The following is a 14,407-nucleotide window of genomic DNA, read 5'->3' on the forward strand; positions in this document are numbered from 1 at the left end:
TCAGGCTGCTTTTCTTATGGATATTGCTGTGGTGTCTGGTAGATCGCATTCGCGAGCAGGCTCGCTCCCACAGGGGAAATGCATTCCAAATGTGGGAGCGAGCCTGCTCGCGAAGAGGCCATCCGCTACACCGCTGATTTCACGACAGAAGGCTGCGCACGCATCACGCACACCCCGTAATAAATCAATCCGCCCAACGCCGAGCCGGTGAACCAGCCATAGCTGTAGAACCAGCTGAACGCATCGCTGCCCAGCGACAGCAAGGTCAGCACCACCGGCACGCCAAAGGCGAGAAACCCGGCCCAATTCCACGCCGGATAGACGTCGTCGCGGTACAACCCGGCCAGGTCCAGTTGCTGTTTCTTGATCAGGAAATAGTCCACCACCATGATCCCGGCAATCGGCCCGAGCAGGCTCGAATAGCCCAGCAGCCAATTGGAATACACGGTTTCCAGACTGACATCGGAAACGATCAAACCGAGCTTTTTCAGCAGCTCATGGCCCATCAGCGCCAGCCCGACAAACCCGGTCAGCAACACCGCCTTGGTGCGGTTGATTACCTTGGGTGCGATGTTCTGGAAGTCGTTGGTCGGCGAGACAATGTTTGCAGCGGTGTTGGTCGACAGCGTGGCGATGATGATCAGTGCCATGGCCACCGCGACCCACACCGGGCTCTGGATATGACCGATCAGGCTGACCGGATCGGAGACGGTGACGCCGACCAGTTTCACAGACGCCGCAGTCATGATCACGCCCAGCGAGGCGAACAGAAACATGGTCAGCGGCAAGCCGAAAATCTGCCCGAGGATCTGATCTTTCTGGCTCTTGGCGTAACGGCTGAAGTCGGGAATGTTCAGCGACAACGTGGCCCAGAAACCGACCATCGCCGTCAGCCCGGCGGCGAAGTAACTGACCACGCTGGCGCCTTCCGGACGTTTGGCTGGAATTGCCAGCAGCTCGGTCATCGACACATTGGGCATCGCCCACACAAGCAAGCCAATGCCGACGGCCACCAGCAACGGCGCGGACAGGGTTTCCAGCCACTTGATCGACTCGGCACCGCGAATCACCACCCACAGATTCAGCGCCCAGAAGATCATGAAACCGATCACCTCTCCCGTACCGCCGAGGGATTTCCAGCCATCGAAAATCGAGCCGAGAAACAGGTGAATCGCCAGGCCGCCAAACATCGTCTGGATACCGAACCAGCCACACGCGACCAACGCCCGAATCAGACACGGCACGTTGGAACCGAGAATGCCGAACGAGGAGCGCAGCAACACCGGAAACGGAATGCCGTACTTGGTGCCGGGAAAGGCGTTAAGCGTGAGTGGAATCAGCACGATGAGGTTGGCGAACAGAATCGCCAGCAGCGCTTCACCGACGGTCAAGCCAAAGTACGCGGTGAGTACGCCGCCGAGGGTGTAGGTCGGCACGCAGATCGACATGCCGACCCACAGCGCGGTGATGTGCCATTTGTTCCAGGTTCGTTCGCGCACCTTGGTCGGTGCCATGTCGTGGTTGTAACGGGGACTGTCGAGGACGTCGCTGCCGGCTTCAAGCTCGAACAAGCCGTCGCGCTCGGTCACTTGCGATCTGATCTGTTGCATGGCCGCTCCACTGTTCTTCTGATTATTTTTTTGCTCATCAGGCGGCTGCACCCGAGGGTGCGAACCGGACGATGGCCGGAGGAACTGACAACTTTCGTGCACCGGCCACGGTGTCAGCGGCGGCATCAATAAACGTGCCGGGTGCCCCGCTTGCGCATCGGGCTGTGCATCTGACGCTTTGCAACTTTCTGATATTCATCAGTTTTAATTATTCACCGGATGAGTTCGCGAAGACTTGTCCGGGTGCTCAGGCTAAACACTTGGCAAGTTGTCCGAACAGACAGGACTCAATCTGGTGCACTGCATTTATTTTCATCGTGAGCGAGCAACCGCAGCTCAACTTCAAGCGGCTGATTTCACATAGGAAATCTTGCTCATATTTCCATCCTGTCAAGTGCGTCAAAATGGTGAACGGCCTCACCATTTTGGTGATTAACGGTTTTTATCGTTATTTTTCATACACTTAAAAAAGCAATAAGCTTATAAAAAATAATCTTGATCTATTGTAAATCTGCGACTAGCTTCTATTCCTGACAGCGCTGACAGGAATACAACCTGCTGTGCCGTACTTCAATAAAACATCTAGAACCGGCACAAGTCGGTCATGCCTGCGAGGAACTCGGAATGTCTCTGTTGATCCGTGGCGCCACCGTTGTTACCCATGATGAAAGTTATCGCGCCGACGTCTATTGCGCCGACGGCGTGATCAAAGCCATTGGTGAAAACCTTGATGTTCCCGCCGCTGCCGAAGTACTCGACGGCAGCGGCCAATACCTGATGCCCGGCGGCATCGATCCGCACACGCACATGCAACTACCGTTCATGGGCACCGTGGCCAGTGAAGACTTCTACAGTGGCACGGCCGCCGGTCTGGCCGGCGGCACCACGTCGATCATCGATTTTGTGATTCCCAATCCGCAGCAGTCACTGATGGAAGCGTTTCATCAATGGCGTGGCTGGGCCGAGAAATCCGCCTCCGACTATGGCTTCCACGTTGCAATCACCTGGTGGAGCGAGCAGGTGCGTGAGGAAATGGCCGAGCTGGTCAGCCATCACGGGATCAACAGCTTCAAGCATTTCATGGCGTACAAGAATGCGATCATGGCCGCCGACGACACGCTGGTGGCGAGCTTCGAACGATGCCTGGAACTCGGCGCGGTGCCGACCGTGCACGCGGAAAACGGCGAACTGGTGTATCACCTGCAACGCAAGTTGATGGCCCAGGGCATCACCGGGCCGGAGGCGCATCCGTTGTCACGACCTTCTCAGGTTGAAGGTGAGGCGGCGAGCCGGGCGATTCGTATCGCCGAAACCATTGGCACACCGTTGTACCTTGTGCACGTTTCGACCAAAGAGGCCCTCGACGAAATCACCTACGCACGCAGCAAGGGTCAACCGGTGTACGGCGAAGTGCTTGCCGGGCATTTGCTGCTCGACGACAGCGTCTATCAGCACCCGGACTGGCAGACCGCCGCCGGTTACGTGATGAGCCCGCCGTTCCGTCCGCGGGGTCATCAAGAGGCGCTGTGGCATGGGCTGCAAAATGGCAATCTGCACACCACCGCCACCGACCATTGCTGCTTCTGTGCCGAACAAAAAGCCGCCGGGCGCGATGACTTCAGCAAGATTCCCAACGGCACAGCGGGTATCGAAGATCGCATGGCGGTGCTTTGGGATGAGGGGGTCAACTCCGGGCGTTTATCGATGCAGGATTTCGTCGCCCTTACCTCTACCAACACCGCGAAGATCTTCAACCTCTACCCGCGCAAAGGCGCGATTCGCGTCGGTGCCGACGCCGACCTGGTGCTGTGGGATCCGCAAGGTACCCGCACCATCTCCGCCAAGACTCACCATCAGCAGGTGGACTTCAACATCTTCGAAGGCAAGACCGTGCGCGGCGTGCCCAGCCATACCGTCAGCCAGGGCCGCCTGGTCTGGGCCGACGGCGACCTGCGCGCCGAGCGCGGGGCCGGGCGGTATATCGAACGGCCGGCGTATCCGGCGGTGTTTGATTTGCTGAGCAAGCGGGCTGAGTTGCACAAGCCCATTGCTGTGAAACGCTGAAATCCAGGCCTTCGGCCTTCGCGAGCAGGCTCGCTCCCACATTTGCAATGCATACCTTTGTAGGAGCTGCCGAAGGCTGCGATCTTTTGATCTTGATCTTAAAAAACAAAATCAAAAGATCGCAGCCTTCGGCAGCTCCTACACGGGGATTTGGCCAATGCCCGATAGAGGCAGTTACCGTGAGGCACAAAACCGTGATCGAGACCCTGAACCATCTCCCCCACCCGCACGAAAGCGCGGCCGCCCTCGCCGGGCATTTCACCGATCTGGCGCCGCCGCTCAATCACCGCCAGGCGCATCTGGAAGCCTCGCGCTGCCTGTATTGCTACGACGCGCCGTGCGTCAATGCGTGCCCTAGCGAGATCGATATCCCCTCTTTCATCCGCAATATTCACCAGGACAACGTGCCCGGCGCCGCGCAGAAAATCCTCTCGGCCAACATCCTCGGCGGCAGTTGTGCCCGAGTCTGCCCGACCGAAATCCTCTGCCAGCAAGCCTGCGTGCGCAACAACGCCCACGAATGCGCGCCAGTGTTGATCGGCCTGCTGCAACGCTACGCCGTCGACAACGCACATTTCAGCGAGCACCCGTTCCAGCGCGCCGCCGCCACTGGCAAACGCATCGCCGTGGTCGGTGCCGGACCGGCCGGGTTATCCTGCGCCCACCGCAGCGCCATGCACGGTCACGACGTGGTGATTTTCGAAGCGCGGGAGAAGGCTGGCGGTCTCAACGAATACGGGATCGCCAAGTACAAACTGGTCGACGACTACGCGCAGAAGGAGCTGGATTTCCTTCTGCAAATCGGCGGCATCGAGATTCGTCATGGGCAAAAGCTGGGTGAGAATCTGACCCTCAGTGAACTGCATCAACAGTTCGACGCGGTGTTCCTCGGCCTCGGGCTCAATGCCAGCAAGCAACTCGGCTTGCCTCACGAAGATGCCCCGGGCCTGCTCGCCGCCACCGACTACATCCGCGAACTGCGTCAGGCCGAAGACCTGACTGAACTGCCGTTGGCCGAACGCTGCATCGTCCTCGGTGCCGGCAACACGGCAATCGACATGGCGGTGCAAATGGCTCGTCTCGGTGCTCATGATGTGAATCTTGTGTATCGCCGTGGCGCCGCGGACATGGGCGCCACCGGTCATGAACAAGACATCGCCAAAGCCAATCAGGTGCGCCTGCTGACCTGGGCGCAACCGGAAGAAGTGCTGCTCGACGATCAGGGTCATGTGCGCGGCATGCGCTTCGCTCGCACCGACCTGGTCGACGGTCGCCTGCAAACCACCGGCGAAACCTTCGAACTGGCGGCCGATGCGATCTTCAAAGCCATCGGCCAGGCCTTCGACGGCAGCGCCCTCGCCGACCCGTTGGCCCGCGAACTCAAGCGTCAGGGCGAACGCATTTACGTCGATGAAAATCTGCGCACCAGCATCCCCGGCGTGTATGCCGGCGGCGACTGCACCAGCCTCGATCAGGACCTCACCGTGCAAGCGGTGCAGCACGGCAAACGCGCCGCCGAGGCAATCAACGCTCAACTGATGCTCAACGTGGAGGCTGCGTAAATGGCCGATCTGTCGATTGTCTTCGCTGGCATCAAAGCGCCGAATCCGTTCTGGCTGGCTTCCGCGCCACCGACCGACAAGGCTTACAACGTGGTCCGTGCCTTTGAAGCGGGCTGGGGTGGCGTGGTCTGGAAAACCCTCGGCGAGGACCCGGCGGCGGTCAACGTGTCGTCGCGTTACTCGGCGCATTACGGCAACAACCGTGAAGTGCTCGGCATCAACAATATCGAGTTGATCACCGACCGTTCGCTGGAGATCAACCTGCGCGAAATCACTCAGGTGAAGAAGGACTGGCCGGATCGCGCGCTGATCGTTTCGCTGATGGTGCCGTGCGTCGAGGAATCGTGGAAACACATTCTGCCGCTGGTGGAGGCCACGGGCGCTGATGGCATCGAGCTGAATTTCGGCTGTCCTCACGGCATGCCTGAACGTGGCATGGGCGCGGCGGTCGGTCAGGTGCCGGAGTACGTCGAGCAAGTCACGCGCTGGTGCAAGACTTACTGCTCGCTGCCGGTGATCGTCAAACTGACGCCGAACATCACTGACATCCGTGTCGCCGCTCGCGCGGCTCATCGTGGTGGCGCCGATGCGGTGTCGTTGATCAATACGATCAACTCGATCACCAGCGTCGATCTGGAACACATGGTCGCCCTGCCCACCGTCGGCAGCAAAAGCACGCACGGTGGCTACTGCGGCTCGGCGGTGAAGCCGATCGCGCTGAACATGGTCGCCGAGATTGCCCGCGACCCCCAGACCCAGGGATTGCCGATCTGTGGCATTGGCGGCATTGGCAGTTGGCGTGATGCGGCGGAATTCATGGCGCTGGGCAGCGGCGCGGTGCAGGTGTGCACGGCGGCGATGCTGCATGGGTTTCGCATTGTCGAGGAGATGAAGGACGGTCTGTCGCGGTGGATGGACAGTCAGGGCTACGCCAGCATCGCCGAGTTTTCCGGGCGTGCGGTGGGCAACACCACGGACTGGAAGTACCTCGACATCAACTATCAGGTGATCGCGAAAATTGACCAGGAGGCATGCATTGGTTGCGGACGTTGCCACATTGCTTGCGAGGACACGTCACACCAGGCGATCAGCAGTCTCAAACAGGCGGACGGGACGCATAAATATGAAGTGATCGATGACGAGTGTGTGGGTTGTAATCTGTGCCAGATCACTTGTCCGGTGGCGGACTGCATCGAGATGGTGCCGATGGAGACTGGGAAGCCGTTTCTGGACTGGAATCATGATCCGCGCAATCCGTATCACGTTGCGGTCTGAATAGGGGGCTGATCCTGAACGGCCCTCACCCTAACCCTCTCCCAAAGGGAGAGGGGACTGATTGGGGAATATTTCAGAAATCCACCGACCTGAACGATTTGCTTTGAATCCGCAATCGATACATGCACAGGCGCGAACTGCCTTGAATCCATAATCGATACATGCACAGGCAAGAGCTGCTTTGAATCCATAATCGACTGGATCTTTCAGGTCGATGTACCTCGCAAGACACCTCGGTCGGCCCCCTCTCCCTCTGGGAGAGGGCTGGGCGGGCGGCGTTCCGATGAGGGTTAGCTTTTGATCCTGCACTTCAGGGTTCCAGGCCGATCCCACGCAATATCACACTGGTCACCGTCTGCACCGCCCGCTCAAACTGCATGTCCGACAACGGCTGATGTTCATTCAGAATATTCACCTGATGATCAAAGTCGGCATAGTGCTGCGTCGACGCCCAGATCATGTACAGCAGGCTCGACGGCTCCACCGGCAAAATCCGCTTGTCCTCGACCCACTGGCGAATCTTCGCTTCCTTCATCTTCGCCCAGTCATACAGACTGACATCCAGCGCCTCGCCCAACGTCGGCGCGCCGTGGATGATTTCGTTGGCCCAGACTTTCGAACCGTAAGGACGGCTGCGCGAATGGTTCATCTTGGCGCGGATGTAACTGCTCAACACCACGCGCGGGTCGTCGAACATCTCGAAGCACAGCGCGTCCTGTTTCCACACTTCCAGCAGGTCGAACAGCACCGCGCTGTACAGCTCGCTCTTGGTGCTGAAGTAGTAATGCAGGTTGGAACGCGGCAGTTGCACTTCAGCCGCGATGTCGGCCATGGCCGTACCGCCAAAACCTTTTTCGGCGAAGACTTTTTCCGCCGCCAGGAGGATTTTCTCGACGTTGTTGCGACGAATCTCGATCTTGTGATTGCCCATGAGGGCTCCCTGACAACAGCGTTGTCCAAGACTAGCATCCGCTCTGGTGCGCGGGCGACCGCTGCAAACAAAACTTCGTACAGCCGTGCGCGGATGGCTAAACTGACGGTTCTTTGATCCTGCCTCAGAGGTATTTGCGATGCTGTTCAAGAACGTCCTGACGACCACTGCCCTGCTCGCTTCGCTGTTCGCCGCATCTTCCGTATTCGCCCACGCCCACCTGAAAAGCCAGACCCCGGCGGCCGACAGCAGCGTCGCCGCCCCGGCCGATTTGCGCCTGACCTTTTCCGAAGGTGTCGAAGCCAAGTTAACCAAAGTCACCGTGACACACGATGGCGCACCGGTCGCGCTCAACCCCCTGAGCACCGAGAGCGACAAGAAAACCCTGATCGTCACTCCCGTCGCTCCACTGACGGCCGGCGAATACAAAGTCGAATGGCGTGCAGTGTCGGTCGACACGCACAACAGCGAAGGCGCTTATCAGTTCAAGGTGAGCCAGTAATTCATGAGTGAAGCGCTGGTGCTGTGCCGCTTTGTGCATTTCATCGTGGTGTTGATGCTGTTCGGGGCCTGGCTGTTCAGGCCGTTGCTGCTCAAGGATGAAGCGCTGCAAGTGGATCGGCACCTGGCGCGACTGGCGCGTTGGCTGGCGGCTGTGGCGCTGCTCAGCGGGATTGCCTGGGCGCTGTTGATCACCGCGAGCATGGCCGGTTCGGCAGTGGCGGCGTTTGATCCGGACACCGTTGCGCTGGTGTTGGGCAATACTTTTTTTGGTCAGGTCTGGCGCTGGCATCTGCTGATCAATGCCGCGCTGTTGGCGTTGCTGTTCACCCCTTGGCGTTCAGGTATGCCGTTGCGGCTGGGCTTGAGCGGCTTGCTGCTGGCGACGCTGGCACCGGTCGGGCATGGCGCGATGCTCGATGGTGTGAGTGGGCAACTGCTGATTCTCAACCAGATCGTTCATCTGACCTGCGTGGCGGCGTGGCTTGGCGGTTTGTTGTTGCTGGTGATGATTCTGCGTCAGCCGAGTGAGCCGATGCACAAGGTTTTGCGGCGCTTCAGCGGCATCGGTTATGCGCTGGTCACGGGGCTGCTGATCACCGGTTTGATCAATGTGCGCGTGCTGACCGGCCAGTGGTGGCCGACACCGTTGTTCAGCGGGTTTGCATTGATTCTGCTGATCAAGGCACTGCTGGTTTTTGCCATGCTCGGGCTGGCGCTGTTCAACCGCTTGCGGATTGATGATTGCGAACAGCGGATGACCACGCTCAGACGCAGCGTGATGCTGGAGTGGTTGCTGGGCATTGGCGCCGTCGCCGCCGTCTCGCTACTCGGCACCCTGCCGCCAATGATCACAACCTGAAAATCAAAAGATCGCAGCCTTCGGCAGCTCCTACAGAGTACCCATGTAGGAGCTGCCGAAGGCTGCGATCTTTTGATCTTAATGCGGTTGGGTATCGCCGGCGGCGGTATCGATGCTGACGACTACCGACATCCCCGGCCGCAACCGTTCCTCTTCCTGCTGATCGGGATCAATGGTGATCCGCACCGGCACCCGCTGGGCGATTTTCACAAAGTTGCCGGTGGCGTTATCCGCTTGCAGCAAAGCAAATTCAGACCCGGTCCCCGGCGATATATGCTGCACATGCCCGGTGAATTTGCGGTGGTTCAACGCATCGACAGTGAAGCGCACCGGTTGCCCGACGCGCACGTTGTCCATCTGGGTCTCCTTCATGTTGGCGATCACCCATTTCTGGTTCGGCACCAACGCCATCAACTGCGCTCCGGAGTTGACGTAGGCGCCGAGACGCACGCCGATCTGCCCCAGTTGACCGTCACGCGGGGCGACGATCCGCGTATTCGACAAATCGATCCGTGCCAGTTGCACGGCCGCTTCGGCGCTGGTCACCGCCGCTTCCAGCGAGCCGCGATTGACGATCACCGTTTGCAGGTCCTGGCGAGCGATCTCCAGATTGGCTTTGGCCTGCGCCACCGCCGCAACACTTTGCGCATTGGCGGCCAGCGCCACGTCCATCTCACGCTTGGACACCGAACCGTCACCCACCAACTCTTTGTTGCGGCGCAGATCCGCTTCACTTTTGCGTAACTGCGCTTCGCTGTCGGCGACCACTGCCTGACGCAATTTAATCGTCGCTTCGGCGCTGTTGCGTTGCTGCACCACATTGGCCAGCGCGGCTTTCTGCACGGCCAGTTGGGCGAGTGACTGGTCGAGACGTTGCTGATAGATGCGGTCGTCAAGGCGAACCAGCAAATCCCCGGCCTTCACGTACTGGAAATCCTGCACCGGCACCTCATAGACATAACCGGCGAGCTGCGGACCGATGATCGTCACCTGCCCGCGCACCGAAGCGTTTTCGGTGGTTTCGACCGCGCTGCTGAACGGCGGCAATTGCCACGCATACAAGACGATCAGCACGCCAACGATGGCTATCGCGGCAAATCCCAGCGAGGAGATGACCCGCACCCGCAGCGAGCGTGGCTCGGTGTTTGGCGATGACGGCGGCGCCACCCCTTCAGGCGTGGCGGCGATGGCATTGGTGGTTGTGGTGGTCGGTTCGGTCATGAAGAAGTGGCACCGCTCGAAGGTGTGGATGGCGCAGGGGCGACGGCTTTGGTGGTGCTCATCAGCCACAGCGCACGAATGGAAAGCCAGATCATGGTCAGCACCGCAATCACGGCGATCAGCATGAACACATCGTTATAGGCCAGCACGTTGGCCTCACGGGTGGCGGCGTTGGACAGACTGCGAATACCCGCAAGGTTGCGCAGACTCGGATCGGCCAGCAACGAGCCGTACGCCGAGCCACCGCTCTGTACGCGCGCAGCCACCAACGGGTCAGACAGCGTCAGGTGCTCAACGATGTGACTGGAATGAAATTTTTCCCGGACGATCTGGAAGGTGCCCAGCAGTGCCGCACCCAGCAGGCCACCGAGGTTGTTGCAGATCCCGAACAGCACGGAAAAGCTCACCAGATTGCGCGGATTGGTCAACACGTTGCGCGTACCGAAGACCATGGTCGGGCCGAGGAAAAACGTGCTGCCGAAAGCCAGCAGGAACTGACTGAAATAGAGGTTTTCCGGGCGGGTCAGGTTATTGGAAAAGCTGTCCATCACCGACCCGGTGGCCATCAGTCCGAGCGAGATGATCAACGGCATCAGCAGGTGTTTGGGGTCGATCGTCAGTGCGCTGGTCAACAGCCCCGCGACACTGCCGATCAGCATCACCACGTACAGGCTGTGCAACTGCTCATAGCCCATATTCAGGTTCTGCATGAAGCCGACAGCGCCGGTGGACTGCTCCGAGGTGACCATACGAATCAGGGTCACCGCCAGCGCCAGGCGGATCATCGTCCCGCTGCCGAGCCAACGGGTCATCAGCATCGGGTTGCTGCGATTATGTTCGATGGCCAGCCCCATCATGATCAGGGCGATCGACGAAGCCAGGGCGACGCCAATCCAGTCCGCCTCCAGCCACCAGTCGATCCGCCCGAGCGACAACACCGCGCACAACAACGCCACACCGGTGGCGAGAATGGCGAAGGTCAGGAAGTCGAGTTTTTCGAAGGTTTTGAAACGGTCGCCCGGCGGCAACTTGAGCATCAATACGCAGCCCAGCGACAGCAGCGCCATGCCCAATTCAAACAGATACAAACCACGCCATTCGGCGATCTGCAGCAAGTCTTCGGAGAACAACCGCGCCAGCGGCAAGGCCAGTTGTGAGGTGCCGAGGCCGAGCACCAGCGCCTTCATCCGCCACTTCGCCGGGAACGCCTGGATCATGTAATACAGACCCAGAGAACTCAGCGCCGCGCCGACCATGCCGTGCGCCGCCCGCACCGCCACCGCCGAATTCAGATCGTTGACGAACAAGTGGCCGAAGGTCACCAGCGCATACAACACCAGGAACACCTCGGTGAATGCGCGCAAACCGAACTGCTGACGAAACTTCACCAGCAGCAGGTTCATCGACACGTTGGTCATCACATACGCCGCCGGCAGCCAGGCCATCTCCGCAGTGGTCGCACCAAGTGCGCCTTGCAGATAAGGCAGGTTGGCGACCACCAGCGAGTTGCCCAGACCACCGGTCAACGCCACCAGCAAGCCGACCAGCGCATAGGCCAGCCGCTTGGGGTTGGAGTGCAACGGCGTCGAGGGGGAACCGGGCAGGCTGGGCTTCTCGTGGGGCTGCCAGTTGCGCGGGGCGTATTGATCCATTGAAAGGCCTTGTGCGGAAGGTGGGTGAAGTTTGCCGCAAATTCACCGGCAACACACATCCCATGGACAACACAAATCCCTGTAGGAGCTGTCGAGTGAAACGAGGCTGCGATCTTTTGATCTGGATTTTTTAAAAGCAAGATCAAAAGATCGCAGCGTGCCGCAGCTCCTACAGGGTAATCAGCGTCGACGTGCAGTCATCGTATAACTTGCTGTTGACATTCCCGGAAAACCTAGGAAATATCCGCAACCATGTTGTACGACGACGTATGACAGATAATAAAAACAACAAACCTAACAGGGAGCGTCACAGTGAGCACACTCGTCTGCAGTTCCGTCCGCCCTTCCCGCCTTGCCACGCTTCGCCCGCGTACCACCCTCGGCCTGATCGGCTGCAGCAGCCTGGCCTTCGCCTTGCCGATGAGCGCTGATGCCGAAGGCTTTCTCGACGACAGCAAAGCCACGCTGAACCTGCGCAATGCCTACTTCAACCGCAACTTCACCAACCCCGATCACCCGCAGAGCAAGGCTGAGGAGTGGACGCAGAACTTCATCCTCGACGCCAAGTCCGGCTTCACTCAGGGCACCGTCGGTTTCGGCCTCGATGTGTTGGGGATGTATTCGCAAAAGCTCGATGGCGGCAAAGGCTCGGGCGGCACGCAATTGTTGCCGATCCACGATGACGGACGCCCGGCCGACAACTTCGGCCGCCTCGGCGTGGCGTTGAAGGCCAAGGTGTCGAAGACTGAATTGAAGGTCGGCGAGTGGATGCCGGTGCTGCCGATCCTGCGCTCCGACGACGGCCGCTCGCTGCCGCAGACCTTTCGCGGCGGCCAGATCACGTCCACCGAAATCAATGGCCTGACCGTCTACGGCGGCCAGTTCCGCGGCAACAGCCCGCGCAACGATGCGAGCATGGAAGACATGTCAATGAACGGCCGCGGCGCGTTCACTTCCGATCGCTTCAACTTCGGCGGCGGTGAATACACCTTCAACGACAAGCGCACGCTGGTGGGCGTGTGGTACGCCGAACTCAGCGACATCTACCAGCAGCAGTATTTCAACCTCAGCCACAGCCAGCCTGTGGGTGACTGGACGCTGGGCGCCAACCTCGGTTTCTTCACCGGCAAGGAAGACGGCAGTGCCCAGGCCGGCGACCTCGACAACAAGACTGCGTTCGCCCTGCTTTCGGCCAAGTACGGTGGCAACACGTTTTATGTCGGTCTGCAAAAACTCAGCGGCGACGATGCGTGGATGCGGGTCAACGGCACCAGCGGCGGCACCCTCGCCAACGACAGTTACAACGCCAGCTACGACAACGCCAAAGAGCGCTCCTGGCAGGTGCGTCACGACTACAATTTCGTCGCCCTCGGCATCCCCGGCCTGACGATGATGAACCGGTACATCAGTGGCGACAACGTGCACACCGGGACGATCACCGACGGCAAGGAATGGGGCCGCGAGTCGGAACTGGCCTACACGGTCCAGAGCGGCCCGCTGAAGAACCTCAACGTGAAATGGCGTAACGCGACGATGCGCCGGGACTTCAGCACCAACGAGTTTGACGAAAACCGGATCTTTATCAGTTATCCGATTTCGTTGTTGTAAAGCCAAGTCGCCACACCGAGTTTCCCTGTGGGAGCGAGCCTGCTCGCGAAGGCGGCGTGTCAGTCGACATCACTTCGAAATGACATACCGCTTTCGCGAGCAGGCTCGCTCCCACAAGGGGATTGCATTGCAACCAAGGAATCGTGGTGATCGAAAAGTGAATTAGCCCCTTCCGTCATTTACACCAAAAGTCGCGTTGACAAGTTCCGGAAACCCTACCGATACTTCAGCGCAGTCATACGACAACCTACAACAAACCTAATAACAACGTGTAAGGGATTGCCATGACGTCTACCACCACTCCCCGCGCCCCGTTCAACCGTCTGCTGCTGACCGGCGCTGCCGGTGGCCTGGGCAAAGTACTGCGCGAACGGATGCGCCCTTATGCCAATGTCCTGCGTTTGTCGGACATCGCCGCCCTCGCCCCGGCCATCGATGACCGCGAAGAAATCGTTCCCTGCGATCTGGCTGACAAACACGCCGTGCATCAACTGGTCGAAGGCGTCGACGCGATCCTGCATTTTGGCGGCGTCTCCGTGGAGCGGCCATTCGAAGAAATCCTCGGTGCCAACATCTGCGGTGTGTTCCACATCTACGAAGCGGCGCGCCGCCATGGCGTCAAACGAGTGATCTTCGCCAGTTCCAACCATGTCATCGGTTTCTACAAACAGGACGAGCCGCTCGATGCCAGCTCTGCGCGCCGCCCTGATGGCTACTACGGCTTGTCGAAGTCCTACGGCGAAGACATGGCCAGTTTCTATTTCGATCGCTACGGCATCGAGACCGTCAGCATCCGCATCGGCTCCTCATTCCCCGAGCCGCAAAACCGTCGAATGATGCACACCTGGCTGAGCTTCGACGACCTCACGCAACTGCTCGAACACGCGCTGTACACGCCGAACGTCGGCCACACCGTGGTCTATGGCATGTCCGACAACAAGGACGTCTGGTGGGACAACAAATTCGCCAGCCACCTCGGTTTTGCCGCGAAGGACAGCTCTGAGGTGTTCCGCGAAAAGGTCGAAGCACAGCCGATGCCGGCCGCCGATGACCCGGCGCGGATCTATCAGGGCGGCGCATTTGTCGCCGCCGGACCGTTCGGCGACTGAGCACGCCTACAA

Annotated in this window: 11 protein-coding genes; 7 read left to right on the forward strand and 4 right to left on the reverse strand. The window is 59.5% G+C overall.

Annotation, left to right across the window (positions count from 1 at the left end):
- Window positions 1-125: 125 nt before the first annotated feature.
- The gene (locus P3G59_RS17690; protein WP_277758310.1) at window positions 126-1,610 is read right to left on the reverse strand and encodes an NCS1 family nucleobase:cation symporter-1; all 1,485 of its coding nucleotides are present in this window, start codon (window positions 1,608-1,610) and stop codon (window positions 126-128) included.
- Between the two features lie 624 nt (window positions 1,611-2,234).
- Between P3G59_RS17690 and hydA the strand changes: the two genes are divergently transcribed.
- From hydA to preA, 3 genes are all read left to right on the forward strand, one after another.
- Entirely contained in the window at window positions 2,235-3,674 is a 1,440-nt protein-coding gene (gene hydA / locus P3G59_RS17695) for a dihydropyrimidinase (protein ID WP_277758311.1), read from the forward strand.
- A gap of 194 nt (window positions 3,675-3,868) precedes the next feature.
- Window positions 3,869-5,236: an NAD(P)-dependent oxidoreductase gene (locus P3G59_RS17700; protein WP_277762173.1), complete on the forward strand. Its 1,368-nt coding sequence runs from the start codon at window positions 3,869-3,871 to the stop codon at window positions 5,234-5,236.
- Window positions 5,237-6,511: an NAD-dependent dihydropyrimidine dehydrogenase subunit PreA gene (preA, locus tag P3G59_RS17705; protein ID WP_277758312.1), complete on the forward strand. Its 1,275-nt coding sequence runs from the start codon at window positions 5,237-5,239 to the stop codon at window positions 6,509-6,511.
- Between the two features lie 310 nt (window positions 6,512-6,821).
- Here the strand turns inward: preA and P3G59_RS17710 are convergent, their stop codons facing one another.
- A complete protein-coding gene (locus tag P3G59_RS17710; RefSeq protein ID WP_007919317.1) occupies window positions 6,822-7,442 on the reverse strand; it encodes a TetR/AcrR family transcriptional regulator in 621 nt (206 codons plus the stop codon).
- A 139-nt stretch (window positions 7,443-7,581) separates the two neighbouring features.
- On the opposite strand from P3G59_RS17710, the gene copC reads away from it, so the two are divergent.
- Window positions 7,582-7,944: a copper homeostasis periplasmic binding protein CopC gene (gene copC / locus P3G59_RS17715; protein WP_277758313.1), complete on the forward strand. Its 363-nt coding sequence runs from the start codon at window positions 7,582-7,584 to the stop codon at window positions 7,942-7,944.
- A 3-nt stretch (window positions 7,945-7,947) separates the two neighbouring features.
- Entirely contained in the window at window positions 7,948-8,805 is an 858-nt protein-coding gene (copD, locus tag P3G59_RS17720) for a copper homeostasis membrane protein CopD (protein ID WP_277758314.1), read from the forward strand.
- A gap of 78 nt (window positions 8,806-8,883) precedes the next feature.
- On the opposite strand, the gene P3G59_RS17725 is transcribed toward copD, so the two are convergent.
- The gene (locus P3G59_RS17725) at window positions 8,884-10,026 is read right to left on the reverse strand and encodes an HlyD family secretion protein (protein WP_277758315.1); all 1,143 of its coding nucleotides are present in this window, start codon (window positions 10,024-10,026) and stop codon (window positions 8,884-8,886) included.
- Window positions 10,023-11,678, reverse strand: coding sequence for an MFS transporter (locus tag P3G59_RS17730; protein WP_277758316.1), 1,656 nt, complete (start codon window positions 11,676-11,678; stop codon window positions 10,023-10,025). Before P3G59_RS17730 ends, P3G59_RS17725 begins: the two co-directional genes overlap by 4 nt.
- Before the next feature lie 312 nt (window positions 11,679-11,990).
- Here P3G59_RS17730 and P3G59_RS17735 point away from each other — a divergent pair, with 312 nt between their 5' ends.
- Together P3G59_RS17735 and P3G59_RS17740 are read left to right on the forward strand one after the other, a co-directional pair.
- A complete protein-coding gene (locus P3G59_RS17735; RefSeq protein ID WP_277758317.1) occupies window positions 11,991-13,286 on the forward strand; it encodes an OprD family porin in 1,296 nt (431 codons plus the stop codon).
- A gap of 284 nt (window positions 13,287-13,570) precedes the next feature.
- Window positions 13,571-14,395 carry an NAD(P)-dependent oxidoreductase gene (locus tag P3G59_RS17740; protein WP_277758318.1) on the forward strand — a complete coding sequence of 275 codons (825 nt, stop codon included), beginning with the start codon at window positions 13,571-13,573 and terminating at the stop codon, window positions 14,393-14,395.
- Window positions 14,396-14,407: the final 12 nt, after the last annotated feature.

Source organism: Pseudomonas sp. A34-9 (assembly GCF_029543085.1).
Lineage (GTDB): Bacteria > Pseudomonadota > Gammaproteobacteria > Pseudomonadales > Pseudomonadaceae > Aquipseudomonas.